The organism is Pseudomonas sp. HY7a-MNA-CIBAN-0227 (assembly GCF_040310325.1).
Classification (GTDB): Bacteria; Pseudomonadota; Gammaproteobacteria; order Pseudomonadales; family Pseudomonadaceae; genus Aquipseudomonas.
The window spans coordinates 240,456-263,645 of the sequence record NZ_JBEOPT010000001.1 but is presented as its reverse complement, the minus strand read 5'-3'; the positions used below and the strand labels follow the sequence as shown (position 1 = coordinate 263,645).

Annotated in this window: 31 protein-coding genes; 19 read left to right on the top strand and 12 right to left on the bottom strand. The window is 58.7% G+C overall.

The annotated features are described in order from the left end of the window. Positions 1-33: 33 nt before the first annotated feature. Genes AAEZ06_RS01250 through AAEZ06_RS01230 form a run of 5 tightly spaced genes read left to right on the top strand, consistent with a single transcriptional unit; the run spans position 34 to position 3,814 of the window. The gene (locus tag AAEZ06_RS01250; RefSeq protein WP_350612520.1) at positions 34-429 is read left to right on the top strand and encodes a FagA protein; all 396 of its coding nucleotides are present in this window, start codon (positions 34-36) and stop codon (positions 427-429) included. Then, positions 422-1,798, top strand: a complete 1,377-nt coding sequence (locus AAEZ06_RS01245; RefSeq protein WP_350612518.1) for a class II fumarate hydratase — start codon at positions 422-424, stop codon at positions 1,796-1,798. Before AAEZ06_RS01250 ends, AAEZ06_RS01245 begins: the two co-directional genes overlap by 8 nt. Before the next feature lie 27 nt (positions 1,799-1,825). Further along, the gene (locus AAEZ06_RS01240; RefSeq protein ID WP_149410882.1) at positions 1,826-2,269 is read left to right on the top strand and encodes a DUF2753 family protein; all 444 of its coding nucleotides are present in this window, start codon (positions 1,826-1,828) and stop codon (positions 2,267-2,269) included. Between the two features lies 1 nt (position 2,270). Beyond that, entirely contained in the window at positions 2,271-2,882 is a 612-nt protein-coding gene (locus AAEZ06_RS01235; RefSeq protein WP_149410883.1) for a superoxide dismutase, read from the top strand. Between the two features lie 38 nt (positions 2,883-2,920). Further along, a complete protein-coding gene (locus AAEZ06_RS01230; protein ID WP_149410884.1) occupies positions 2,921-3,814 on the top strand; it encodes a ZIP family metal transporter in 894 nt (297 codons plus the stop codon). Positions 3,815-3,859: 45 nt separating this feature from the next. On the opposite strand, the gene AAEZ06_RS01225 is transcribed toward AAEZ06_RS01230, so the two are convergent. The 10 genes from AAEZ06_RS01225 to AAEZ06_RS01180 all read right to left on the bottom strand — a co-directional run bounded on the left by AAEZ06_RS01225 (position 3,860) and on the right by AAEZ06_RS01180 (position 10,873). Then, positions 3,860-4,132 carry an HPr family phosphocarrier protein gene (locus AAEZ06_RS01225; RefSeq protein WP_133099878.1) on the bottom strand — a complete coding sequence of 91 codons (273 nt, stop codon included), beginning with the start codon at positions 4,130-4,132 and terminating at the stop codon, positions 3,860-3,862. Between the two features lie 16 nt (positions 4,133-4,148). Further along, positions 4,149-5,006: an RNase adapter RapZ gene (gene rapZ / locus AAEZ06_RS01220; protein WP_149410885.1), complete on the bottom strand. Its 858-nt coding sequence runs from the start codon at positions 5,004-5,006 to the stop codon at positions 4,149-4,151. Positions 5,007-5,008: 2 nt separating this feature from the next. Continuing rightward, the gene (ptsN, locus tag AAEZ06_RS01215; RefSeq protein WP_149410886.1) at positions 5,009-5,473 is read right to left on the bottom strand and encodes a PTS IIA-like nitrogen regulatory protein PtsN; all 465 of its coding nucleotides are present in this window, start codon (positions 5,471-5,473) and stop codon (positions 5,009-5,011) included. 12 nt (positions 5,474-5,485) lie between these two features. Continuing rightward, positions 5,486-5,794 carry a ribosome hibernation-promoting factor, HPF/YfiA family gene (hpf, locus tag AAEZ06_RS01210; protein WP_133099875.1) on the bottom strand — a complete coding sequence of 103 codons (309 nt, stop codon included), beginning with the start codon at positions 5,792-5,794 and terminating at the stop codon, positions 5,486-5,488. A 75-nt stretch (positions 5,795-5,869) separates the two neighbouring features. Beyond that, the gene (locus AAEZ06_RS01205) at positions 5,870-7,363 is read right to left on the bottom strand and encodes an RNA polymerase factor sigma-54 (protein ID WP_149410887.1); all 1,494 of its coding nucleotides are present in this window, start codon (positions 7,361-7,363) and stop codon (positions 5,870-5,872) included. A gap of 184 nt (positions 7,364-7,547) precedes the next feature. Then, positions 7,548-8,273, bottom strand: a complete 726-nt coding sequence (lptB, locus tag AAEZ06_RS01200; RefSeq protein ID WP_149410888.1) for an LPS export ABC transporter ATP-binding protein — start codon at positions 8,271-8,273, stop codon at positions 7,548-7,550. Further along, positions 8,273-8,806: a lipopolysaccharide transport periplasmic protein LptA gene (gene lptA, locus AAEZ06_RS01195; protein ID WP_133099872.1), complete on the bottom strand. Its 534-nt coding sequence runs from the start codon at positions 8,804-8,806 to the stop codon at positions 8,273-8,275. Before lptA ends, lptB begins: the two co-directional genes overlap by 1 nt. Beyond that, entirely contained in the window at positions 8,793-9,365 is a 573-nt protein-coding gene (gene lptC, locus AAEZ06_RS01190; protein WP_149410889.1) for an LPS export ABC transporter periplasmic protein LptC, read from the bottom strand. Before lptC ends, lptA begins: the two co-directional genes overlap by 14 nt. Before the next feature lie 8 nt (positions 9,366-9,373). After that, entirely contained in the window at positions 9,374-9,898 is a 525-nt protein-coding gene (locus tag AAEZ06_RS01185; RefSeq protein WP_149410890.1) for a KdsC family phosphatase, read from the bottom strand. Beyond that, the gene (locus AAEZ06_RS01180) at positions 9,899-10,873 is read right to left on the bottom strand and encodes a KpsF/GutQ family sugar-phosphate isomerase (RefSeq protein WP_149410891.1); all 975 of its coding nucleotides are present in this window, start codon (positions 10,871-10,873) and stop codon (positions 9,899-9,901) included. Between the two features lie 288 nt (positions 10,874-11,161). Between AAEZ06_RS01180 and AAEZ06_RS01175 the strand changes: the two genes are divergently transcribed. From AAEZ06_RS01175 to hisC, 10 genes are all read left to right on the top strand, one after another. Beyond that, on the top strand, positions 11,162-11,971 hold the full coding sequence (locus AAEZ06_RS01175; RefSeq protein WP_149410892.1) for an ATP-binding cassette domain-containing protein: 810 nt from the start codon (positions 11,162-11,164) through the stop codon (positions 11,969-11,971). Next, positions 11,971-12,768 carry a lipid asymmetry maintenance ABC transporter permease subunit MlaE gene (gene mlaE, locus AAEZ06_RS01170; protein ID WP_149410893.1) on the top strand — a complete coding sequence of 266 codons (798 nt, stop codon included), beginning with the start codon at positions 11,971-11,973 and terminating at the stop codon, positions 12,766-12,768. The genes AAEZ06_RS01175 and mlaE overlap by 1 nt, the downstream gene beginning before the upstream one ends. Then, a complete protein-coding gene (mlaD, locus tag AAEZ06_RS01165; protein WP_133099866.1) occupies positions 12,768-13,235 on the top strand; it encodes an outer membrane lipid asymmetry maintenance protein MlaD in 468 nt (155 codons plus the stop codon). Before mlaE ends, mlaD begins: the two co-directional genes overlap by 1 nt. 11 nt (positions 13,236-13,246) lie before the next feature. Then, the gene (locus AAEZ06_RS01160) at positions 13,247-13,903 is read left to right on the top strand and encodes an MlaC/ttg2D family ABC transporter substrate-binding protein (protein WP_149410894.1); all 657 of its coding nucleotides are present in this window, start codon (positions 13,247-13,249) and stop codon (positions 13,901-13,903) included. Further along, positions 13,900-14,205: an STAS domain-containing protein gene (locus AAEZ06_RS01155; protein WP_149410895.1), complete on the top strand. Its 306-nt coding sequence runs from the start codon at positions 13,900-13,902 to the stop codon at positions 14,203-14,205. Before AAEZ06_RS01160 ends, AAEZ06_RS01155 begins: the two co-directional genes overlap by 4 nt. 114 nt (positions 14,206-14,319) lie before the next feature. Further along, positions 14,320-14,559: a BolA family protein gene (locus AAEZ06_RS01150; RefSeq protein WP_133099863.1), complete on the top strand. Its 240-nt coding sequence runs from the start codon at positions 14,320-14,322 to the stop codon at positions 14,557-14,559. 22 nt (positions 14,560-14,581) lie between these two features. Further along, positions 14,582-15,847, top strand: a complete 1,266-nt coding sequence (gene murA, locus AAEZ06_RS01145) for a UDP-N-acetylglucosamine 1-carboxyvinyltransferase (protein WP_149410896.1) — start codon at positions 14,582-14,584, stop codon at positions 15,845-15,847. Positions 15,848-15,973: 126 nt separating this feature from the next. Further along, positions 15,974-16,609 (top strand): ATP phosphoribosyltransferase, encoded by a 636-nt coding sequence (gene hisG, locus AAEZ06_RS01140; protein ID WP_007901570.1) that lies wholly within the window; start codon positions 15,974-15,976, stop codon positions 16,607-16,609. A 128-nt stretch (positions 16,610-16,737) separates the two neighbouring features. Further along, entirely contained in the window at positions 16,738-18,063 is a 1,326-nt protein-coding gene (gene hisD / locus AAEZ06_RS01135; protein ID WP_149410898.1) for a histidinol dehydrogenase, read from the top strand. Positions 18,064-18,066: 3 nt separating this feature from the next. Next, positions 18,067-19,119, top strand: coding sequence for a histidinol-phosphate transaminase (gene hisC / locus AAEZ06_RS01130; RefSeq protein WP_149410899.1), 1,053 nt, complete (start codon positions 18,067-18,069; stop codon positions 19,117-19,119). A gap of 71 nt (positions 19,120-19,190) precedes the next feature. On the opposite strand, the gene AAEZ06_RS01125 is transcribed toward hisC, so the two are convergent. Together AAEZ06_RS01125 and upp are read right to left on the bottom strand one after the other, a co-directional pair. After that, entirely contained in the window at positions 19,191-20,465 is a 1,275-nt protein-coding gene (locus AAEZ06_RS01125) for a uracil-xanthine permease family protein (RefSeq protein WP_149410900.1), read from the bottom strand. A 2-nt stretch (positions 20,466-20,467) separates the two neighbouring features. After that, complete coding sequence (upp, locus tag AAEZ06_RS01120) at positions 20,468-21,106, bottom strand: uracil phosphoribosyltransferase (protein WP_133099858.1); 639 nt, start codon at positions 21,104-21,106, stop codon at positions 20,468-20,470. A 163-nt stretch (positions 21,107-21,269) separates the two neighbouring features. On the opposite strand from upp, the gene AAEZ06_RS01115 reads away from it, so the two are divergent. The 4 genes from AAEZ06_RS01115 to AAEZ06_RS01100 are packed head-to-tail and all read left to right on the top strand — an operon-like array spanning position 21,270 to position 23,160. Beyond that, positions 21,270-21,827 (top strand): hypoxanthine-guanine phosphoribosyltransferase, encoded by a 558-nt coding sequence (locus AAEZ06_RS01115; RefSeq protein ID WP_149410901.1) that lies wholly within the window; start codon positions 21,270-21,272, stop codon positions 21,825-21,827. A 3-nt stretch (positions 21,828-21,830) separates the two neighbouring features. Further along, the gene (locus tag AAEZ06_RS01110; protein ID WP_149410902.1) at positions 21,831-22,298 is read left to right on the top strand and encodes a WbuC family cupin fold metalloprotein; all 468 of its coding nucleotides are present in this window, start codon (positions 21,831-21,833) and stop codon (positions 22,296-22,298) included. Positions 22,299-22,333: 35 nt separating this feature from the next. Next, positions 22,334-22,819: a hypothetical protein gene (locus AAEZ06_RS01105; protein ID WP_149410903.1), complete on the top strand. Its 486-nt coding sequence runs from the start codon at positions 22,334-22,336 to the stop codon at positions 22,817-22,819. Positions 22,820-22,872: 53 nt separating this feature from the next. Next, positions 22,873-23,160, top strand: a complete 288-nt coding sequence (locus AAEZ06_RS01100) for a PA4642 family protein (protein ID WP_149410904.1) — start codon at positions 22,873-22,875, stop codon at positions 23,158-23,160. Positions 23,161-23,190 lie beyond the last annotated feature (30 nt).

Here is a 23,190-nt window from a genome sequence, read left to right as displayed (position 1 = left end):
ATAATAAATATCATTACCGAATGAGCGTGGATCATGATTTCTGTCCTGCATGAGGATCCCTACCTGGAAAGCTGGCGCTGGATGAGTCGTCAGATTCGTTGCGGTCTCGATCCTGATGAGCCGCGCCTGATCGAACACTATCTGAACGAAGGCCGATACCTGGCCTGTTGTACGGCGACTCATCCCTGGACCATTGCTGAAACCTCATTGCGCCTGCTGCTGGACACCGCCGCCGACATCGCCTTGCCCTGGCACTGGCGATCCATGTGCCTGGATCAGGCCTGGCGCCCGCTGCGTGACCTGGAAAACCTTTCTCACTGTGCCTGCCGCCTCAAGCGCTGGCAGACCTTTGCCTGGCAATTGGCGACCTGCGAGTTGCTGCCGTCTATTTCTCACTCCGACTTGGTGCAAGGATCTTCCGATGAGTAACACCCGTATCGAACGTGACAGCATGGGCGAACTGCAAGTCCCGGCCGAGGCGTTGTATGGCGCGCAAACCCAGCGTGCGGTAAACAACTTCCCTATCAGCCACCAACGCATGCCTGCGCAGTTTATTCGCGCGCTCATCCTGGCCAAGGCCGCTGCCGCCAGGGCCAACGTTGATCTCAAGCAGATAAGCGAATCCCAAGGCAAGGCCATCGTCGATGCTGCCCTTGGCTTGCTCGAGGGTGACTTCATGCAGCACTTCCCGGTGGATATTTTTCAGACCGGCTCCGGCACCAGCTCCAATATGAATGCCAACGAAGTGATCGCGACCCTTGCCAGCCGCCTGCTCGGCGAGCCGGTCAATCCCAATGATCACGTCAACTGTGGGCAAAGCAGCAACGACATCATCCCCACTACCATTCACGTCAGCGCAGCCCTGGTGTTGCATGAACAAACGCTGCCGGCGCTGCTGCACCTGGTGCAAGTGATCGAGCACAAGGCCCAGGAGGTCCATCCCTTCGTCAAGACCGGCCGTACCCACCTGATGGACGCCATGCCGGTGCGCATGAGCCAGGTGCTCAATGGTTGGGCGCAGCAGCTCAAGGCGAATGTCGGCCACTTGCAGGATTTGCTGCCGAGTTTGCAGGCACTGGCCCAAGGCGGCACCGCAGTGGGCACCGGAATCAACGCGCACCCTGAGTTTGCTGCACGCTTCAGCCAGCAACTTAGCCGTTTGACTGAAGTTCAGTTCACTCCCGGCAAGAACTTGTTTGCCTTGATTGGCTCCCAAGACACCGCCGTCGCCGTCTCCGGACAACTGAAAACCACCGCCGTGTCGCTGATGAAGATCGCCAACGACCTGCGCTGGATGAACTCCGGCCCCTTGGCCGGCCTCGGCGAAATCGAGCTGGAAGGCCTGCAGCCAGGCTCCTCGATTATGCCGGGCAAGGTCAACCCGGTGATCCCTGAGGCCACGGCAATGGTTGCCGCCCAAGTGATCGGTAACGACATGGTTATTACGGTCGCCGGCCAGTCCGGCAATTTCGAACTGAACGTGATGTTGCCGATCATCGCCCAGAACCTGCTCAGCAGCCTTGAGCTGTTGGCCAACGCCAGCCGTCTGCTAGCGGACAAGGCCATCGCCAGCTTCAAGGTCAACGAGGCCAAGCTCAAGGAAGCGCTGTCGCGCAACCCGATTCTGGTCACGGCACTCAACCCGATCATTGGTTACCAAAAAGCCGCTGAAATTGCCAAGAAGGCCTATCAACAAGGCCGGCCGGTGATTGACGTGGCGCTCGAACACACCGATTTGCCTCGCAGCCAACTGGAAATCCTCTTGGATCCGGAAAAGCTCACGGCCGGCGGCGTGTAATTACCGACTCTGCTTTGGAGGCTCTCCATGGAGCACTGGAAACGCACGATCGAAAGGGCTAATCACTGCTTTATGCAAGGCGAACTGGTGGATGCTCGCGAGCATTACCTGCAAGCCCTGGCCTTGGCCCAAGTGTTGTTCGAGCGCTGGGGCGATGCCGACGAAGCGGTGGCGGCTTGTGTCATTTCCCATCACAACCTGGCGGATCTGCACCTGCGCCTGAACCAGCCGGAGGAGAGCGCGGAGTACCTCTGCGCGATCCATCAGCGCCTGTTGCAGGCCATGCAGGACACTCGCCTGACCCCGCAGTTGCGGGAAGCGGCGCTACGTCAGAGCAGCAAAACCTACGTCGAACTGTTGAATTTCATCAGCGATCACGGCGAGTACCCACGTACCCATCGTTTGCTGGGCAGCAATACGGCGCAACCGGATGCGTCGACCCGCAACAGCCCTTTTTATGGAGCACATTGATATGTCCTACACCTTGCCTGCCTTGCCTTACGCCTACGATGCCCTGGAACCGCATATCGATGCGCAAACCATGGAGATTCACTACACCAAACACCACCAGACCTACATCAATAATCTCAATGCCGCAGTTGAGGGCACTGAGTGGGCGGGCTGGCCAGTGGAAAAACTGGTCTCCAGCGTCCAGCAATTGCCGGAAAAGTTGCGTGCTGCCGTGATCAATCAGGGCGGGGGACATGCTAACCACTCGCTGTTCTGGGCGGTGATGTCGCCCAAGGGCGGCGGTAAGCCAGGCGGCGCGCTGGGCAAGGCCATCGATGAGCAGTTGGGTGGTTTTGACAGTTTCAAGGAGGCGTTTACCAAGGCTGCGTTGACCCGTTTCGGCAGTGGCTGGGCCTGGTTGAGCGTGACTCCGCAAAAGACCCTGGTAGTGGAAAGCAGCGGCAACCAGGACAGCCCGCTGATGAATGGCAATACGCCGATCCTCGGCCTGGACGTTTGGGAGCACGCTTACTACTTGCTGTACCAAAACCGCCGTCCCGAATATATCAACGCCTTCTATAGTGTTATCAACTGGCCGGAAGTTTCTGAGCGTTACCAGGCTGCGCTTGCTTAACGCTCTTTTCATAACAGGATCTAGATCTAAGGCCGACTATGGGCACTGAAACACTGGCGATCAGCAGCGTGCGAATGTTCCGTTATGCGTTTGGCTCGCTGTTGCTGTTGGCGGGAATTGCATTGCTGGTGGCTCAAGGGCTGGCCTGGCTGGATCTGGAACCGCGTATCCTGCGCGCCCTGCAAGGCGGGGCCATCTGTGCCCTGGGCACGGCGCTGGGCGCGGTGCCGGTATTGGTGATCCGTCGGATGCCGCTGGCGGTGAGTGATACGTTGCTGGGTTTCGGCGCCGGCGTGATGTTGGCCGCGACGGCGTTCTCGCTGATCGTGCCCGGCATCGCTGCTGCCGAAAACCTCGGGCTGACACCTTGGGCCGCCAGTGGTCTGATCAGCTTTGGCATCATGCTGGGCGCTTTCGGGCTGTTTCTGGTGGATCGCAAGGTTTCCGGTACCAGCGCGGAAACGCTGGTGGGCACGCCGGAAAAACCGGTAATCGCGCCGCGTATCTGGCTGTTCGTATTCGCCATCATCGCCCATAACATTCCCGAAGGCATGGCGGTGGGGGTTTCGGCAGGTGGCGGCATGCCAGACGCCGACAGCCTGGCCATGGGCATCGCCCTGCAGGACGTACCGGAAGGGCTGGTGATTGCACTGGTGCTGGCCGGGGCAGGGATGTCGCGGGTCAAGGCGTTCCTGATTGGTGCGGCATCCGGGTTGGTAGAGCCGGTATTCGCGGTGCTCTGCGCTTGGCTGGTGAGCCTGGCTGAGGTGCTATTGCCGTTGGGCTTGGCGCTGGCCGCGGGGGCGATGCTATTGGTGGTGACTCACGAAGTGATTCCCGAATCGCGGCGCAATGGCCATGACAAGCTCGCCAGTTTGGGGCTGTGTATTGGGTTTTGTTTGATGATGGTGATGGATACAGCGTTGGGGTGAAGTGAGGATCTGTGGCGAGGGAGCTTGCCCCCTCGTCAGTGGGGCTTACTCGCCCTCGTCAAAGTAGTTATTGATCAACTTCACCAGCGCATCCAGAGCTTCTTGCTCCTGCTCGCCTTGCGTCTTCAGATGAATCATGGTGCCTTTGCCCGCAGCCAGCATCATCATCGCCATGATGCTTTTGCCGTCGACCGTGGATTCCGGGGTACGCCCGACCCTGATCTGGCAGGGAAACTGCCCCGCGACGCCGACGAACTTGGCCGAGGCCCGGGCGTGTAAGCCCAGTTTGTTGATGATTTCAATTTCCAGAGCGGGCATCGCGGGGGTGTTCCTTTCAGCTAAGGTCGCGGTGGCGAACCTGGACGTTCTTGAGGGTTTGCTGCAAAACCTGGCCGAGGCGCTCGGTCAGGTACACAGAGCGGTGGTGCCCGCCGGTGCAGCCAATGGCGATGGTGACATAGGCTCGGTTGCTGGCGGCAAAGCGCGGCAGCCATTTGAGCAGGTAGCTGGAAATGTCCTGGAACATATCCTCGACATCCGGTTGCGCCGCCAGATACTCGGCTACGGGTTGGTCGAGTCCCGACTGATCACGTAGTTCCGGCTTCCAGTACGGGTTGGGCAGGCAGCGCACGTCGAACACCAGGTCGGCGTCCACTGGCATGCCCCGCTTGAAGCCAAAAGACTCCACTAGGAACGCCGTGCCAGGTTCTGGCTGGTTCAACAGGCGCAACTTGATGGTATCGCGCAGTTGATACAGGTTCAGGCTGGTGGTGTTGATCTTCAGGTCGGCCAGGTCAATGATCGGCCCCAGCAGCTTGGTTTCGTCTTCGATGGCTTCTGCCAGCGAGCGGTTGGCGCTGCTCAGAGGGTGACGACGACGAGTTTCTGAAAAACGCTTGAGTAGGGTTTCTTCGTCTGCATCCAGGTACAACACGTCGCAATGAATGTGTTTGCCGCGCACCTCCTCAAGCAATTCCGGGAATCGCGTTAGGTGGCTGGGCAGGTTGCGGGCGTCGATGGATACAGCGACCAGCGGCTGTGCCAGTTCGGTGTGGATCAACGCGCGCTCAGCCAGTTCAGGCAGCAAACCGGCCGGCAGGTTGTCGATGCAATAGAAGCCATTGTCCTCAAGCACATTGAGGGCAGTACTTTTACCTGAGCCGGAGCGGCCGCTGACGATGATCAAACGCATGATTACTGCCCGTTCTGCTCTTCCAGGACGACCTGATACAACGCTTCATTACTGGAGGCGCTACGCAGTTTTTCGCGTACTTCTTTGCGGTCGAGCATGCTGGCGATCTGCCGGAGCAGTTCCAGGTGCGCATCGGTGGCCGCTTCCGGGACCAGCAGAACGAACAGCAGGTCTACCGGGGCACCGTCGATGGCGTCGAAATCGATAGGAGCGTCCAGGTGCAGCAAGGCGCTGACTGGAGACTCGCAACCTTTAAGGCGGCAATGGGGGATGGCGATGCCGTTACCAAAACCGGTCGAACCCAGTTTTTCACGGGCAATCAGCGCCTCAAAGACATCTTGCGTCTTCAGATTAGGCACTTCGCGGCCGATCAGATTGGCAATTTGTTCGAGGGCGCGCTTTTTACTGCCGCCCGGCACGTTCATGAGGGAACGGCCGGGGGTCAGGATATTTTCGAGTCGGATCATGGGTTGGGAGTGTTAACGACCGGTTGCGCCCTGGAGGAGGCTCTGGGTCTTTTCCTTATGCTTTTTGAGTTGGCGATCCAGCTTGTCAGTCAGCAGGTCAATGGCGGCATACATGTCTGAATGCTCGGCATTGGCGACGACTTCCCCGCCGGGGATATGCAGGGTGGCTTCGATTTTCTGCAGCAGCTTCTCGACGGTCATCGTGACTTGCACGTTGGTTATCTTGTCGAAATGCCGTTCCAATCGGTCGAGTTTTTCGCCGATGTAGGTGCGCAGGGGGTCGGTAACTTCCAGTTGGTGTCCACTGATGTTGACTTGCATACAGCTTCTCCTTCGTTGCCAGTGCATAAAGCGGCAGGCAGAAATGCCTGCCACTGGAACGCTGTGGCTAGCCCGTCACATCAAACGCTTACGCTCGCTGGAAGGCGCGATCCCAAGGGACTCGCGGTACTTGGCGACGGTTCGACGGGCTACCTGAATGCCTTGTGCCTCCAGTAAACCAGCGATCTTGCTGTCACTCAACGGCTTTTTCTGATTTTCCGCGGCAACCAGTTTTTTGATGATCGCGCGGATCGCCGTGGACGAGCATTCGCCGCCTTCGGAAGTACTTACATGACTGGAGAAAAAGTATTTCAGCTCATAAATACCCCGTGGGGTATGCATAAACTTCTGCGTGGTCACCCGGGAAATCGTCGATTCATGCATGCCTACTGCCTCGGCAATGTCATGCAGGACCAGCGGTTTCATCGCTTCATCGCCATATTCCAGGAAGCCGCGCTGGTGCTCGACGATCTGGGTGGCGACTTTCATCAGGGTTTCATTACGGCTTTGCAGGCTCTTGATGAACCAGCGGGCTTCCTGTAACTGGTTGCGCATGAAGGTGTTATCGGCGCTGGTGTCGGCCCGACGGACAAAACCTGCGTATTGCGGGTTGACCCGCAGGCGTGGCACCGATTCCTGGTTCAGCTCCACCAGCCAGCGCTCGTTGTCCTTGCGCACGATCACATCGGGAACGACGTATTCGGCTTCGCCGGACTCGATTTGCGAGCCAGGGCGAGGGTTGAGGCTTTGCACCAGCTCGATGATCTGGCGCAGGTCATCTTCCTTGAGCTTCATGCGCCGCATCAGCTGGCTGTAGTCGCGGCTGCCCAGCAGGTCTATGTAGTCGGTGACCAGGCGTTGTGCCTCGGTCAGCCACGGCGTCTTGGTGGGCAACTGACGCAGTTGCAGCAGCAGGCATTCGCTGAGGGTGCGGGCGCCGATACCGGCCGGTTCGAACTGCTGGATACGGTGCAGGACGGCTTCGATTTCGTCCAGTTCGATATCCAGTTCCGGGTCGAAGGCCTCAAGGATTTCCTCAAGTGTCTCGTCCAGGTAGCCCTGATTGTTGATGCAGTCGATCAGGGTCACGGCGATCAGTCGATCGGTGTCGGACATCGGCGCCAAGTTCAGTTGCCACAGCAAGTGGCTCTGCAGGCTCTCGCCGACGGAGGTGCGGGTGGTGAAGTCCCACTCGTCATCGTCATTGCTGGGCAGGCTGCTGGTGCTGGTCTGGTAGACGTCTTCCCAAGCGGTGTCCACCGGAAGTTCATTGGGAATGCGCTCATTCCACTCGCCTTCCTCAAGGTTATCCACCGTAGGGGCGGTTTCCTGGTAGGACGGCTCCTGGACATCGGCGTTGGGTTTTTGCTCGGTGTTGTCGGTCGGCAGGTCGGCATTATCGAAGTCGTCGCCTTCTTCCTGGCGTTCGAGCATCGGATTGGACTCCAGGGCCTCCTGGATTTCCTGTTGCAGGTCCAGGGTTGACAATTGGAGCAGGCGGATGGCCTGTTGCAGCTGCGGTGTCATCGTCAGCTGCTGGCCCATTCTCAGAACTAGCGATGGTTTCATGGCAGGGGCTTAACACCTTATTCGCCGGCGCAATGCGCCATCCACGACAGGGCGCGTGAGCGCCAAACATAAGCAAATTATATGCCTGATATCGGGGGCTTTGCCTAGAGCGCGGTAACAATAAAAATATTGAGATTTTTATTGACGCTCGCGCTCCTTGGCGAATGGCCAGGTATCACAGTACTTACAGGCGGAATTCGTGGCCCAGGTAAACTTCCTTGACCAGTTCGTTGGCCAGGATAGTTGCGGAGTCACCTTCGGCAATCAGTTGCCCGTCGTTGACGATATAGGCGGTTTCGCAGATATCGAGGGTTTCGCGCACGTTGTGGTCGGTGATCAATACACCGATCCCTTTGGCCTTGAGGTGGTGGATGATCTGCTTGATGTCGCCGACCGAGATCGGGTCGACACCGGCGAAGGGTTCGTCCAGCAGGATGAACTTCGGCGCAGTGGCCAGGGCGCGGGCGATTTCCACACGACGACGTTCGCCACCGGACAGGCTCATGCCAAGGTTGTCGCGAATGTGGTTGATGTGGAATTCCTGCAGCAGGCTTTCCAGCTCTTTCTTGCGTGCGGCGCGGTCGAGTTCCTTGCGGGTTTCGAGGATCGCCATGATGTTGTCGGCTACCGACAGTTTGCGGAAGATCGACGCCTCCTGGGGGAGATAGCCGATACCAGCCTGGGCACGGCCGTGCATGGGCTGGTGGCTGACGTCCAGGTCGTCGATCAGTACGCGACCCTGATCCGCCTGGACCAGCCCGACAATCATGTAGAAACAGGTGGTCTTGCCGGCACCGTTGGGGCCAAGCAGGCCGACGATCTGGCCGCTGTCGATCGATAGGCTGACATCGCGCACGACCTGACGGCCTTTATAGGCCTTGGCCAGATGCTGGGCTTTCAGGGTTGCCATTACTCGGCCTTCTTCTTCGGCTGGATAACCATGTCGATGCGTGGACGTGGCGTAGTGACCTTGCTGCCATTGGCGCGACCAGCTTGAGCGATCTGGGTCTTGGTGTCGTAGATGATTTTCTCGCCTTCGGTAGAGTTGCCGTCGCTGCTCAGAACCTTGGCGCGGTCGATCAATACGATGCGATTTTGTTGGGCGTGATATTGGATCGTCACGCCGTAGCCCTTGATGGGGGCCGGGTCCGTAGCTTTCTGTTGTTGCTCGAAATAGGCCAGGTTGCCCACCGAAGTCACTACGTCTATCTCACCAGCAGGGTTGCGGGTCAGCGTCACGGTGTTGCCGGTGATTTTCATCGAGCCTTGAGTGATGATCACATCACCCTTGTAGGTTGCGACACCTTGCTTGTCATCCAACTGAGCGTCGTCAGCCTGAATGTGGATTGGCTGTTCGCTATCGTTCGGCAGAGCCCAGGCGCTCACGCTTCCCAGTGCTGCGCCCAGACCGAGCAAAATAGGGAGGGTTTTAACGAGCCTCATACTGTCCTCTTACGTTCGATAGCAGGTGTATCCTGCTTTCTTTCAAATACGCTTTCATTCCCTTGCCAGTCGATACACCGCCAGCGCCGTCGATTCTAACGTCTTGCTCGGTCTGCGCATATTGCTTCTGAGGGAATACGGTCATGCGACTGCTGGTAATAATGGTCTCGCGGTCCTTGGCGTCGGTGCGAGCTACGCGCACCGAGTCGATCAGTTCGACTTCGGTACCGTCAGGATTGACTTCGCCGCGCTTGCTGGTGACGTGCCAGGGGAATTCGGTGCCGCGATACAGGTTCAGGTCCGGGTTGGTCAACAATGTGACCTCGGTGGCCTTCAGGTGTTCGACCTTGTCCGAGGTCATCTCGTACTGCACCTTGCCATCGGGCAGGAACTGCACGCTGTGGGCGTTGATGGCGTAATAGTCGATAGCGCCCTCGTCGACCTGCGCTGCAGGCTGGTCGAGGAAGCGCTCCGGGCTGATATTCCAGTAGCCGACCGCCAGGAACAGCGCGGTGATGGCTGCGAATACCAGGAGATTTCGAATCTTTTTGCTCAGCATAGATAGCTCTATAGGTAGGCGGCGTGGGCCGCTTCAAGGCTGCCCTGGGCGCGCAGGATCAACTCGCAGAACTCGCGTGCGGCGCCTTCGCCACCGCGGGCCTGGGTGACGCCATGGGCATGCTCGCGAACAAATGCTGCGGCATTGGCCACCGCCATGCCCAGGCCGACCCGACGAATCACCGGCAGGTCAGGCAAGTCGTCGCCCAAGTAGGCAACCTGCTCATAGCTTAGGTTGAGTTGGCCAAGAAGTTCGTCCAAGACCACCAGTTTATCCTCACGGCCTTGATAGAGGTGAGGAATACCCAGGTTTTGTGCGCGGCGTTCCACAACGGGCGTCTTGCGACCACTAATAATGGCTGTTTGCACGCCTGCTGCCATCAGCATCTTGATGCCCTGGCCGTCGAGGGTGTTGAACGTCTTGAATTCGCTGCCGTCTTCGAGGAAATAAAGGCGGCCATCGGTCAGCACGCCGTCGACGTCGAAAATTGCCAGCTTGATGGCTTTGCCCCGTTGCAAAAGGTCGGTGCTCATTTACATCACTCCTGCGCGCAGCAAATCATGCATGTTCAAGGCGCCAACCGGGTGATCGTCGCCATCGACCACCACCAGGGCGCCAATCTTGTGGTCTTCCATGATCTTCAGGGCTTCGGCTGCGAGCATTTCGGCGCGGGCGGTCTTGCCATGAGGAGTCATTACCTCGTCGATGGTCGCGGTGTGGATATCAATGGTGCGGTCCAGGGTGCGGCGCAGGTCGCCGTCGGTGAAAATCCCGGCCAGGCGTCCATCGACTTCCAGGATGACGGTCATGCCCAGGCCCTTGCGGGTCATTTCCATCAGCGCGTCCTTGAGCAAGGTACCGCGCGGCACATTTGGCAACTCGTCGCCGGCGTGCATGACGTTTTCCACTTTCAGCAGCAGGCGACGGCCCAGCGCACCACCTGGATGGGAAAATGCGAAGTCTTCGGCGGTAAAGCCGCGCGCTTCCAACAGTGCCACGGCCAGTGCATCACCCATGACCAGGGCGGCGGTGGTGGACGACGTCGGCGCCAGGTTCAGCGGGCAGGCTTCGTGGGTGACGTGTACGTTCAGGTTTACCTCGGCAGCCTTGGCCAGCGTCGAATCCGGGTTGCCGGTAACGCTGATCAGCTTGATACCCAGGCGCTTGATCAGCGGCAGCAAGGTGACGATTTCGTTGGTGGTGCCGGAATTGGACAGGGCCAGGATGATGTCGTCCCGGGTGATCATGCCCATGTCGCCATGGCTGGCTTCGGCCGGGTGCACGAAAAATGAGGTGGTCCCGGTACTCGCCAGGGTCGCGGCGATCTTGTTGCCGACGTGGCCTGACTTGCCCATGCCAACCACGACAACGCGGCCTTTGCTGGCCAGAATCATCTCGCAGGCGCGTACGAAATCTGCGTCGATATGGGTCAGCAAGCCTTCTACGGCTTCCAGTTCGAGACGGATGGTGCGTTGTGCGGATTGAATAAGGTCGCTGGATTGGCTCATGTCTGAAATCGTATAGCCTGACGAAAAGTCGGCGATTATAGCGGGAATGCGCAATTCCCTCACGCAAGTTCGTTAGGCTTTGTTCCGGCCGGGATGTGTGGCCGCTCTCAAATACGTTTTTTTAGCTGTCCTGTTTCTGAACAAGCTCTGTTCCGGCCTTGGGCGCTCTGTGTCAGCAGTGATATAGTTCGCCGCCAGTTCGGTCCGCACAGCCCATGTGTCTATCTGTCGCAAGCAGTTGTCCCAAACATGGCGTCTGAGTGAGAGGCTGCATTCCAAGGAGTTTAGATGAGTGCCGATAACGCTTACGCGGTCGAGCTGAAGGGCCTTTCCTTCAAGCGCGGTACGCGCAGCATCTTCAATAACGTAGATATTCGCATTCCCCGCGGCAAAGTCACGGGCATCATGGGGCCTTCCGGTTGCGGCAAGACCACCTTGCTGCGCCTGATGGGTATGCAATTACGACCCAGCGCAGGCGAGGTCTGGGTCAATGGCCAGAACCTGCCGACGTTGTCGCGCAGCGATCTGTTCGATGCCCGCAAGCACATGGGCGTGTTGTTTCAGAGCGGCGCGTTATTCACCGACCTGGATGTATTCGAAAACGTCGCGTTCCCGCTGCGGGTGCATACCCAGCTGTCCGATGAAATGATTCGTGACATTGTGTTGCTGAAACTGCAGGCCGTTGGGCTGCGCGGTGCTATCGACCTAATGCCCGACGAGCTCTCCGGCGGTATGAAGCGTCGGGTCGCCCTGGCTCGCGCCATTGCGCTGGACCCGCAGATTCTCATGTACGACGAACCATTCGTCGGCCAGGACCCGATTGCCATGGGTGTGCTGGTACGCCTGATCCGCTTGCTTAACGATGCCCTGGGTATCACCAGCATCGTTGTGTCCCACGATCTGGCCGAAACCGCGAGTATTGCCGACTATCTTTATGTAGTAGGCGATGGCCAGGTGCTGGGGCAGGGCACGCCTGAAGAGCTGATGAACGCTGACAACCCGCGTATTCGCCAATTCATGACCGGCGATCCCGATGGCCCGGTGGCTTTTCATTTTCCGGCAGCGGACTACCGCTCAGATCTTCTGGGGAAGCGCTGATGCGCAAGACATCTTTAACCGAAAAGGTTCGCCTTTTCGGCCGTTCCGGCATCGACATTGTCGAAGTACTCGGCCGTTCGACGATTTTTCTGTTTCACTCCTTGCTCGGTCGCGGCGGTATCGGCGGCAGCTTTGGCCTGTTGATCAAGCAACTGCACTCCGTGGGCGTGATGTCCCTGGTGATCATTGTGGTCTCCGGCATGTTCATCGGCATGGTGCTGGCATTGCAAGGCTTCAGCATTCTTTCCAGCTACGGTTCCGAACAGGCGGTGGGGCAGATGGTTGCCCTGACATTGTTGCGTGAGCTGGGGCCGGTGGTCACTGCGCTGCTGTTTGCCGGTCGCGCCGGTTCTGCGCTGACCGCAGAAATCGGCAACATGAAAGCCACCGAGCAGCTGTCCAGCCTGGAAATGATCGGCGTGGACCCCCTCAAATACATTGTTGCCCCGCGCCTGTGGGCTGGCTTCATTTCCCTACCTCTGCTGGCAATGATTTTCAGCGTGGTCGGCATCTGGGGCGGTTCGTGGGTGGCGGTGGACTGGCTGGGAGTCTATGAGGGCTCCTACTGGGCCAACATGCAAAACAGCGTGACCTTCAGCGGTGACGTGCTCAATGGGCTAATCAAGAGCATCGTCTTCGCCTTTGTTGTGACCTGGATCGCCGTATTCCAAGGCTACGACTGTGAGCCCACTTCAGAAGGGATCAGTCGCGCCACCACCAAGACTGTTGTGTACGCCTCGCTGGCGGTACTGGGCCTTGACTTCATTTTGACTGCTTTGATGTTTGGAGATTTCTGATGCAAAACCGCACTGTGGAGATCGGTGTCGGCCTTTTCTTGCTGGCTGGCATCCTGGCTTTACTGCTGCTCGCCCTGCGAGTCAGCGGCCTTTCGGCTAGCCCTGCTGCCGATACCTATAAACTTTACGCCTACTTCGACAATATCGCCGGTTTGACTGTCAGATCTAAAGTGACCATGGCCGGGGTGACCATCGGCAAGGTCACGGCTATCGATCTGGACCGCGACAGCTTCACCGGCCGCGTGACGATGCAACTGGAAAAGCGCGTAGATAATCTACCGACTGACTCCACTGCCTCTATTCTCACGGCGGGTCTGCTGGGCGAAAAGTACATCGGTATCAGCGTGGGCGGGGAAGAAGCCTTGCTCAAGAATGGTTCGACCATTCACGACACACAGTCGTCGCTGGTGCTGGAGGACTTGATCGGTAAATTCCTGCTTAATACGGTTAGTAAAGACGCCAAATGAGGAGTTTGTTCATGATCTCTACCTTGCGACGTGGCCTGTTAGTGCTGCTGGCAGCCTTGCCGTTGATGGCTGGTGCCGCTGTGGCTGCGCCTTCCGCGCACGACATCGTCCTGGACACCACCACCCGTTTGCTGGCAGACCTTGCCACCAACAAAGAAAAGTACAAGCAAAGCCCAAGCGAGTTCTACGACGCCCTCAACGGCATCGTCGGCCCGGTGGTGGACGCCGACGGCATCTCCCGCAGCATCATGACGGTCAAGTACTCGCGCAAGGCCACGCCCGCGCAAATGCAGACCTTCCAGGACAACTTCAAGCGCAGCCTGATGCAGTTCTACGGCAACGCATTGCTGGAATATAACAACCAGGGCATCGTTGTTTCCCCGGCCAAGGATGAGTCCGGTAACCGTACCAGCGTGGACATGCAGGTCAAGGGCAACAACGGTTCGGTCTACCCGGTTTCCTACACTCTTGAGAAGATCAACGGTGAATGGAAAGTGCGCAACGTGATCATCAACGGCATCAACATCGGCAAACTGTTCCGTGACCAGTTCGCGGACGCGATGCAGCGCAATGGCAACGACCTGGACAAAACCATCAATGGTTGGGCCGGTGAAGTGGCCAAGGCCAAGGAAGTGACCGAAAAAGCCTCTGAAGAGAAGGCCCAATGAGCGAGTCGGCTGTCCGTCTCGGCGAGGCCGGCGAGCTGCTCTTGAGCGGCGTACTGGATTACCTCACTGGGCCTGGCCTGCGCAAGCAGGGCCAGGCGCTGATCAATGCCAGCACCGCGTCTGCATTGGTGCTGGATTGCTCGTCAGTGGTGAAGTCCAGCAGCGTTGGTCTGTCGTTGCTGCTGTGCTTCATACGTGATGCCGCCGCGGTCAACAAAGCTGTCAGTATTCGTGCATTGCCCGAAGATATGCGTGAAATTGCTCAGGTTTCGGGTTTGACTGAGCTGTTGGCGCATCCTTAATACACATTATTAAAGAAGCCCCCCGTCAGAGTCCTGCTATGCGGGGTTCGCAGGCGCGGGGCTTTTTTGTATGATGTCCGACCCGCGCGCACTGGGCGCCGATAGAGGTTGAGCATGCAGGCCGTAGAAGTGAAGAGCTTCCTTGAAGGAAAGCTGCCAGATACGAAGGTGGAAGTTGAAGGCGAAGGCTGCAACTTCCAGCTGAACGTAATTAGCGATGAACTGGCGGCATTGAGCCCGGTCAAGCGTCAGCAGCAGATCTATGCCCATTTGAACCCATGGATCACCGATGGCAGCATCCATGCGGTCACTATGAAATTTTTCAGCCGCGCGGCCTGGGCCGAGCGCACCTGAGCCCCTAGGCGTCGAGATTCTTATGGATAAATTGATTATTACCGGTGGTATTCGTCTTGATGGCGAAATCCGTATCTCCGGGGCAAAAAACTCTGCCTTGCCAATCCTCGCAGCTACGTTGTTGTGCGATGGCCCGGTCACCGTGGCCAACCTGCCGCACCTGCACGACATCACCACCATGATCGAGCTGTTCGGTCGCATGGGCATCGAGCCGGTGATCGACGAAAAGCTGTCGGTCGAAATCGACCCGCGCACCATCAAGACCCTGATCGCCCCGTACGAGCTGGTGAAAACCATGCGCGCCTCGATTCTGGTACTTGGTCCTATGGTTGCCCGTTTCGGCGAAGCCGAAGTGGCCCTGCCTGGCGGTTGCGCCATTGGCTCGCGTCCGGTGGACCTGCACATCCGTGGCCTTGAAGCCATGGGCGCAACCATCGACGTCGAAGGCGGCTACATCAAGGCCAAGGCGCCGGAAGGCGGCCTGCGTGGTGCCAACTTCTTCTTCGATACCGTCAGCGTGACCGGTACCGAGAACATCATGATGGCCGCCGCACTGGCCACTGGCCGCAGCGTGCTGCAAAACGCCGCGCGCGAGCCGGAAGTGGTCGACTTGGCCAACTTCCTGATTGCCATGGGCGCCAACATCACCGGCGCCGGCACCGACACCATCACCATCGAAGGCGTGAAGCGCCTGCACCCGGCCACCTACAAGGTCATGCCGGACCGAATCGAGACCGGTACCTACCTGGTCGCTGCCGCCGTTACCGGTGGTCGCGTCAAGGTCAAGGACACTGATCCGACCATCCTTGAAGCTGTCCTGGAAAAACTCAAGGAAGCGGGCGCTGAAATCACCACCGGCGACGACTGGATTGAGCTGAACATGCACGGCAAGCGGCCCAAGGCCGTCAACGTGCGGACCGCTCCGTACCCGGCGTTCCCGACCGACATGCAGGCGCAGTTCGTTTCCCTGAACGCAATTGCCGAAGGCACCGGTGCGGTTATCGAGACCATCTTCGAAAACCGTTTCATGCACGTGTATGAACTGCACCGCATGGGCGCCAAGATTCAGGTCGAAGGCAACACTGCCATCGTCACCGGTATCGAGAAGCTCAAGGGCGCGCCAGTAATGGCCACCGATCTGCGCGCTTCCGCCAGCCTGGTGATCTCGGCTCTGTGCGCTGAAGGCGACACCCTGATCGATCGCATCTACCACATCGACCGTGGTTACGAGTGCATCGAAGAGAAGCTGCAGATGCTCGGCGCGAAGATCCGCCGCGTACCGGGCTAGTTGCTGCAAGGGCACAGGGAGGTGCCCACGGTTTTGTTTTAAGTCGAGGTCTGTAAAGGCCTCGATCTGTGTCTGGCGCCGCTTGCGACCGGACAGCAATTGCCTGATGAAGGACTGACGTTTCCCATGTTGACCATCGCACTGTCCAAGGGCCGCATCCTTGACGACACTTTGCCGCTTCTGGCTGAAGCGGGCATCGTGCCGACCGAGAATCCGGACAAAAGTCGCAAGTTGATCATTCCCACGACCCAGGCTGACGTACGCCTGCTGATCGTGCGCGCCACTGACGTACCGACCTACGTTGAGCATGGTGCCGCTGATCTCGGCGTGGCCGGTAAAGACGTGCTTATGGAATACGGTGGCCAGGGCCTGTACGAGCCACTGGACCTGCGCATTGCCTTGTGCAAACTGATGACTGCTGGCCGTGTTGGCGACGTCGAGCCCAAGGGCCGCCTGCGGGTGGCGACCAAGTTCGTCAACGTTGCCAAGCGCTACTACGCCGAACAAGGCCGCCAGGTCGACATCATCAAGCTCTACGGCTCGATGGAACTGGCGCCGCTGATTGGTCTGGCGGACAAGATCATCGATGTGGTCGACACCGGTAATACCCTTCGTGCCAATGGCCTGGAGCCCCAGGACTTCATCGCCGATATCAGCTCCCGGCTGATCGTCAACAAAGCCTCGATGAAAATGCAGCACGCCCGTATCCAGGCGTTGATCGACACCCTGCGCAAGGCAGTGGAGTCTCGACACCGCGGTTGACTCACCCGCGTAGCTGAAAAGCTACGCCCGTCTATCCGCCTCATAGCCAGAATTCTCAGGTGCCCAAGCGGATCGACTGCTAACTTTCGGCGCCTGAGCACTTTTGTCAATCCTATGAGGCCCTCGCTATGACCACGTCCACTGCAATTGCCCGACTCAACGCTGCCGATCCGGATTTCGCCCATCATCTGGATCATCTGCTGAGCTGGGAAAGTGTGTCCGACGAATCGGTCAACCAGCGGGTGCTCGACATCATCAAGGCCGTGCGCGAACGCGGTGATGCGGCGCTGGTGGATTTCACTCGTCAGTTCGATGGTTTGGACGTCGCCTCCATGGCCGACCTGATCCTGCCCCGCGAACGCTTGGAACTGGCCTTGACCCGCATCACCGAACCCCAGCGCGAAGCCCTGGAAGTGGCAGCGGCGCGGGTGCGCAGCTACCACGAAAAACAGAAGCAGGACTCCTGGAGCTACACCGAGGCCGATGGCACGGTGCTGGGCCAGAAGGTCACCCCCCTGGACCGTGCCGGCCTGTACGTACCGGGCGGTAAAGCATCCTATCCATCATCGGTGCTGATGAACGCCATTCCGGCCAAGGTTGCTGGCGTTATCGAAGTGGTCATGGTGGTGCCAACCCCTCGTGGTGAAATCAACGAACTGGTGCTGGCCGCTGCCTGCATCGCCGGCGTTGACCGGGTGTTCACCATCGGCGGCGCCCAAGCGGTCGCAGCGCTGGCGTACGGCACCGAAAGCGTGCCGAAGGTCGACAAGGTGGTCGGCCCCGGCAACATCTATGTCGCCACTGCCAAGCGCCACGTGTTTGGCCAGGTCGGTATCGACATGATCGCCGGCCCTTCGGAAATCCTCGTGGTGTGCGACGGCCAGACTGATCCGGACTGGATCGCCATGGACTTGTTCTCCCAGGCCGAGCACGACGAAGACGCCCAGGCGATCCTGGTCAGCCCCGATGCCGAATTCCTCGACAAGGTCGCCGCCAGCATTGCCAAGTTGCTGCCGACCATGGAACGTGCCGAGATCATCGAAAAATCGATCAATGGCCGTGGTGCTCTGATCCTGGTTCGTGACATGGAGCAGGCCATCGAAGTGGCCAATCGCATCGCCCCGGAACACCTGGAGCTATCCGTAGCCGACCCACAAGCCTGGCTGCCGTTGATTCGTCACGCCGGCGCGATCTTCATGGGTCGCCACACGAGCGAAGCCCTGGGCGACTACTGCGCCGGTCCCAACCACGTGTTGCCGACGTCCGGTACCGCGCGGTTCTCGTCGCCGCTGGGTGTGTATGACTTCCAGAAGCGTTCGTCGATCATCTTCTGTTCGCCCCAAGGCGCCTCTGAACTGGGCAAGACTGCCTCGGTGCTGGCGCGCGGTGAGTCGCTGACGGCCCACGCCCGCAGTGCTGAATACCGCATCGTTGACGACAAGAAAGGGAACTGAGAAATGAGCAAGTTTTGGAGCCCGTTCGTCAAGAACCTGGTGCCCTATGTGCCTGGTGAACAACCGAAGCTGGCCAAGTTGGTTAAGCTCAACACCAATGAAAACCCTTATGGCCCATCGCCCAAGGCGCTGGCGGCCATGCAAGGCGAGTTGAACGACAACCTGCGTTTGTACCCGGACCCCAATGGCGACCTGCTCAAGCAGGCTGTTGCGCAGTATTACGGTGTGCAAACGGCACAGGTGTTCCTGGGTAATGGTTCCGATGAAGTTCTGGCCCATATCTTTCACGGTTTGTTCCTGCACGATCAGCCGCTGCTGTTTCCGGACATCAGCTACAGCTTCTACCCGGTGTACTGCGGCCTCTACGGCATTACCTTCGACGCGGTGCCACTGGATGAACAGTTCCAGATCCGTGCTGCGGACTACGCCAAGCCTAACGGCGGAATCATCTTCCCCAACCCGAACGCGCCCACCGGTTGCGTGATGGCGCTGGACGCTGTGGAGCAGATCCTCAAGGCTAGCCCGGACTCAGTGGTAGTGGTCGATGAAGCCTATATCGACTTTGGCGGCGAAACTGCCATCAGCCTGGTGGACCGTTACCCAAATCTGCTGGTGACCCAGACCCTGTCCAAGTCGCGCTCCCTGGCAGGATTGCGCGTGGGCCTGGCAGTGGGCCATCCGGACCTGATCGAGGCGCTGGAGCGAGTCAAGAACAGCTTCAACTCCTACCCGCTGGATCGCTTGGCGATTGTCGGGGCGGCGGCGGCATTCGAGGATCGAGAGTACTTCGAGAAGACGTGCCGTCTGGTAATCGACAGTCGTGACAAGGTGGTCGGGCAGTTGCAGGCGAAAGGTTTTGAGGTGTTGCCGTCGGCAGCGAACTTCATCTTTGCCCGACACCCACAACACGACGCGGCCGGTTTGGCTGCGAAGTTGCGCGAGCAAGGGGTGATTGTGCGGCACTTCAAGCAGGAGCGGATTGCCCAGTTCCTGCGCATCAGCATCGGTACGCCCGAGCAGAACCAGGCGTTGATCGACGGGCTGGGCGAGCTCTAAGGGATTTAAGAGCGTTATGTGGCGAGGGAGCAAGCTCTCTCGCCACGGGGAGCACAGCCGAAAGTTGTGCCTTACAGCAACGGCTCATCCGGCTTTTTGTTCTTCCAGCCATCATTTCCCGGCAGCAGCAGATTCAACCCCATTGCCACTACCGCACACAGGGCGATGCCCTTGAGGCCGAAGTCGTCCGGGCCAGTCCCAGTGCCGATCAACACGCCACCAATCCCGAACACCAGGGTCACCGAAACAATCACCAGATTGCGCGCTTCCCCCAAGTCGATCTTGTGACGAATCAGGGTGTTCATCCCCACTGCGGCAATCGAGCCGAACAGCAGGCATAGAATCCCGCCCATCACCGGTACCGGGATGCTTTGCAGCAGCGCGCCGAACTTGCCGACAAAAGCCAGGGTGATGGCAAACACCGCCGCCCAGGTCATGATTTTCGGGTTGTAGTTCTTGGTCAGCATCACTGCGCCCGTTACTTCGGCGTAGGTGGTGTTGGGCGGGCCGCCGAGCATGCCGGCAGCGGTGGTGGCGATACCGTCGCCCAGCAGCGTGCGATGCAGGCCGGGTTTTTTCAGGTAGTCGCGACCGGTAACGCTGCCCACGGCAATCACGCCGCCGATGTGCTCAATGGCAGGCGCCAACGCCACGGGGACGATAAATAGAATCGCCTGCCAATTGAACTCTGGCGCCGTGAAGTGGGGCAGGGCGAACCAGGGTGCGGCGGCAATCTTGGCCGTGTCGACCACGCCAAAGTAGAACGCCATGGCAAAACCCACCAGCACGCCGGAGATGATCGGCACCAGGCGGAAAATGCCTTTGCCAAAGACCGCCACGATCAACGTGGTCAGCAGCGCCGGCATCGAGATCAGCATCGCCGTCTGGTAATGAATCAGCTCGGCACCATCACTGCCTTTACCCATCGCCATGTTCGCGGCAATCGGCGCCATGGCCAGTCCGATGGAAATGATCACCGGGCCGATCACCACCGGCGGCAGCAGACGGTCGATGAAACCGGTGCCCTTGATCTTCACCGCAGCGCCCAGGAAGGTATAAACGAAGCCGGCGGCCATCACCCCGCCCATGGTTGCCGCTAGGCCGAACTGCTCCTTGGCGAGAATGATCGGGGTGATAAAGGCAAAGCTCGACGCCAGGAACACCGGCACTTGCCGTCCTGTGACTACCTGGAACAGCAACGTGCCCAGGCCTGCGGTAAACAGCGCAACGTTTGGATCAAGACCTGTGATCAGAGGCATCAACACCAGCGCACCAAATGCCACGAAGAGCATCTGTGCGCCAGACAGGATCTGGCGCCAAAGCGGGTCGTTGAATTCATCCTGCATGATCACGCGTCCTTCTGCTTGGTACCGAAGATCTTGTCGCCGGCATCGCCCAGGCCCGGAATGATGTAGCCGTGCTCGTTCAGGCGCTCATCGATGGAGGCGGTGTAGATCACCACGTCCGGGTGCGCTTTCTCGACGGCGGCGATGCCTTCGGGAGCAGCAACCAGCACCATGGCGCGGATGTCTTTGCAGCCGGCTTTCTTCAGCAGGTTGATGGTGGCAACCATGGAACTGCCGGTGGCGAGCATCGGGTCGATGATCATCGCCAGGCGTTCGTCGATTTCCGGCACCAGTTTTTCCAGGTAGGTGTGGGCCTGCAGGGTTTCTTCATTGCGGGCCACGCCTACGGCGCTGACCTTGGCGCCCGGGATCAGGCTCAGCACGCCTTCAAGCATGCCGATACCGGCGCGCAGGATCGGGACCACGGTAATTTTCTTGCCGGCGATCTTCTCGACCTGGACGGGACCGCACCAACCGTCAACCTCGTAGGTTTCCAGGGGCAAATCTTTAGTCGCTTCGTAGGTGAGCAACGCTCCGACTTCCTGAGCAAGCTCACGGAAGTTCTTCGTGCTAATGTCGGCGCGGCGCATAAGGCCAAGTTTGTGTCGGATCAGCGGATGGCGGATCTCACGGATGGGCATGGGGAAGGGCTCCGGCGGCGGGCAAAAAAACCGGATTAGATTAATCTATCTGAGGGTGTTGTCCTATAGACATCTGGCACATTAGTCCATAAAGGCTTGAACGTTGCGTCCCAGAAGCGTACCTTCGCCCGCTTTTCTTGCCACAGTACCCTTGGAGAGCGCCATGTCCGCTGATCTCGAGCATATCCGTCAAATCATGCGAGAGGCTGACTGCCTGTACACCGAGTCGCAAGTCGAAGAGGCGATCGCCAAGGTCGGCGAAAAGATCACTCGGGAAATGGCCGACACCAACCCGGTGGTGTTCTGTGTAATGAACGGCGGTCTGATTTTCGCCGGAAAATTGCTCACTCATCTGAAGTTTCCCCTGGAAGCGTCCTACCTGCACGCCACCCGCTATCGTAATGAAACCACTGGTGGCGACCTGTTCTGGAAGGCCAAGCCGGAAGTCTCGCTGGTCGACCGCGATGTGCTGATCGTTGACGATATCCTTGATGAAGGCCACACCCTGGGCGCGATCATCGACTTCTGCAAGCACGCTGGCGCCCGCGCTGTACACACCGCCGTACTGATCGACAAGGACCACGACCGCAAGGCTCGTCCAGACCTGAAAGCCGATTACATGGGCCTGCCGTGCATCGACCGTTACCTCTTCGGTTACGGCATGGACTACAAGGGTTACTGGCGCAATGCTGCGGGCATCTACGCCGTCAAGGGGATGTAATCGATGGTCAGCTTTCTCGATCAATCACTGTTTGCCGAGTTGGCCGAGAAAGCATCCGCCAGCCCCCGTGGCCGTCACCATCACAACTTCCACCAGATGGACGAGCCGTGCCACCGCATGGCGGTGGGCATGCAGCCAAGCACCTACGTGCCACCGCATCGTCACTTGAGTGCCGACAAGGCGGAAACCCTGTTGGTGCTCAAGGGCTGCCTGGGTTTGTTGATTTTCAGCGAGACCGGCGAGGTGCTGGCCAAGCGTGTCATGCAGGCCGGTGGCGAGTGCCAGGGCGTCGATTTGCCGCCGGGGGTGTTCCATGGGCTAGTGGTGCTGGAGCCTGACTCGCTGATGTTCGAATGCAAGGCCGGGCCTTATCGGCCGGTGGGCGAAGGCGAGCTGGCGACCTGGGCACCCCGTGAAGGCGATCCCGAGGTGCCTGCCTATCAGCGCTGGATGCTTGCCCAGTTCGATTGAGCTACAGTGCTGGGCCATCTTCCACGGAGCGGCCCATGAGCCTTTTGATCCGCAGTTGCGCCATCCTGGCGCTGATCGTCAGCCTGCCTCTGGCCGCGGCTCCAGCGCCGATGCACAGCCAATTTCTGCCACCTGATGACCTGACGCTGCGCGGCGAGAGTCCCGAGCAGCAGCAACTGCTGCAAGTTACCGAGTATTCGGTGGTGGTGGGCAACCAGCGTCAATCCAATCAGCAGCCGATTCCGGTGACATCACCGTTGTTGGTACGCCTCAAGGGCAAATCCCTGAACAAGGGTGCGAGCATCAGCCAGGTGATCCTTAACTTTGACGGCGAAAGCAAGAGCCTGAAAAAACCGGCCTTCGACGGTAAAAGCAAAACTCTGACCCTGTATTACCCATTGGCTCAGTACCGGGTGATCATCGACTTGCTGCGTAATGAAACCCTGTATGTGCAGTTTTTAAGCTATGCCAACGGCCATATCTGGGCGGATTTGCACACCGGGGCGGTGCGCTCAAGGTAAGAGCGCAGGTAAACTGCTCACCCCGTGTAAATGTCTGCAAGCTGGAGTCAGCAATGCGTAAAGATAAGAAGCAATTGATTGGTGATGAAATCGGCGATGAGCAGATCAAGCTGTTCCTGGATTTTGAACCGGTCGATGCCACTTCGCCTTCCCACCACAAACTGATCAAAGCCTACCGTGGCCTGCGCATCGACGACTTCGAGCGGTTCCTGGTTTTTTTCAAAGAGGCGAGCCTGGACCTGGACGGTAAGGATGAGCACGGCTTGACCTTCGTTGAAGTGATCAAGGACCAGCGCAACGCTGCCGAGTACATGGAACTGATCGACAAAGCTCGCGGCTGATTTTGCCTGGCGAAAAAAAAACGCCCCGTT